The 1303-nt window shown below is 62.0% G+C and carries 1 protein-coding gene and 1 other annotated feature; the gene reads left to right on the plus strand.

Going from position 1 to position 1303, the window contains the following annotated elements; translation table 11 throughout:
- Positions 1-52: 52 nt before the first annotated feature.
- Positions 53-1303, plus strand: a protein-coding gene (locus HMPREF0298_RS11220) for an IS3 family transposase (RefSeq protein WP_157464486.1) whose coding sequence is annotated in 2 segments (ribosomal slippage) — positions 53-344 and positions 344-1303 — 1252 coding nt annotated over the 2 segments. Because the reading frame shifts where the segments join, the coding sequence is not laid out codon by codon here. This gene is flagged as partial in the annotation.
- Positions 343-474 (plus strand) — a sequence feature (AL1L pseudoknot). Its footprint overlaps the gene before it by 132 nt.

A 1303-nucleotide genomic window follows, 5' to 3' on the forward strand; every position in this document is an offset into this window, starting at 1 on the left:
AGGCGGCCTGGGTTGGTCGGAGACTAGGTTTTACCCTAGGAGGAAGATCAGCATGGCACGACCCAGTCAGTACGACGCAGCCACGCAGGAGCGCGCGGTGCGCATGTACTTCGAGCGCCTCGAGGAAGGCGACATCTCCAAGGCGGGCGCCCGCCGGGAGATCGGTGAACTTCTCGGTGTGAAGGAATCCACCCTGCGCAACTGGATCCGCAAACAGGAAAAGCAGGCCGAAGCTCCTGAGCCCGGTTCCCTGTCCTACCAGCAACTCCAGGCCGCCTACGACGAGCAGGCCAAGGAAGTGGCCAAGCTGCGACGCGCCAATGAGATTTTGAAAACGGCGTCGGCTTTTTTCGCCCAGGCGGAGCTCGACCGCAAACTTCGGTAATCGTGGAGTTCATCCGCACCTACCGCCACCGCTTCGGGGTCGAGTCAATCTGCGAAACCTTGACTGCCCATGGCATCGCGATTGCCCCAAGCACCTTTTACGACCATCAGGCCCGCGGCTTCGGCCCCTCGGACGCTGAACTCGACGAGGCCTATGCCGCCCACCGCATCTACCGGTTGTGGGAGGCCAACCGCAAGGTCTACGGCCGGCGCAAACTCTGGAAGTCCGCCATCCGTGACGGCATGACTGTTGGCCGTGACCAGGTCGAACGACTGATGAAGATCACCGGAATCAAAGGCGTGTCACGAGGGATGCACCGCAAGAAGACCACCGTGGCCACCCCGGCCCACCGCCGGCACCCGGACCTGATCAACCGGCGGTGGGCGTATCCGTCGCACCCGGATCAGTGGTGGATCGCGGACTTCACCTACGTCTGGACCCGGGAGGGCTTCTGCTACGTCGCCTTCATTGTCGACGCCTATTCGCGAATGATCCTCGGCTGGGTGGTCACCACGGTCATGGACACCCGGATGGTGCTCATGGCCCTGGAGCACGCCCTGTTTTCCCGTCGGCGCACGAGGATGGACTTCACCGCCACCGGCATCGTCCACCACTCGGACGCGGGAGCCCAGTACACCTCTATGGCGTTTACCGATGCCCTTGTCGAGGCCGGGTTGCAGGGCTCGATCGGCTCGGCCGGTGACGCCTTGGACAACGCGATGATGGAATCAACGATCGGGCTCTACAAGACCGAACTGATCGGCTTCGATCCACGTCGTACGTGGAGGGATGCCCAGGAGGTAGAAACGGAAACGGCCTCGTGGGTCTACTGGTACAATCACCAACGTCTGCACTCGTCGATCGGTGACGTTCCCCCGATCGAATACGAGCAGGACTACGAGGAATTCAACACCACCA

The sequence above is a fragment of the Corynebacterium lipophiloflavum DSM 44291 genome, from assembly GCF_000159635.1.
GTDB lineage: Bacteria > Actinomycetota > Actinomycetes > Mycobacteriales > Mycobacteriaceae > Corynebacterium > Corynebacterium lipophiloflavum.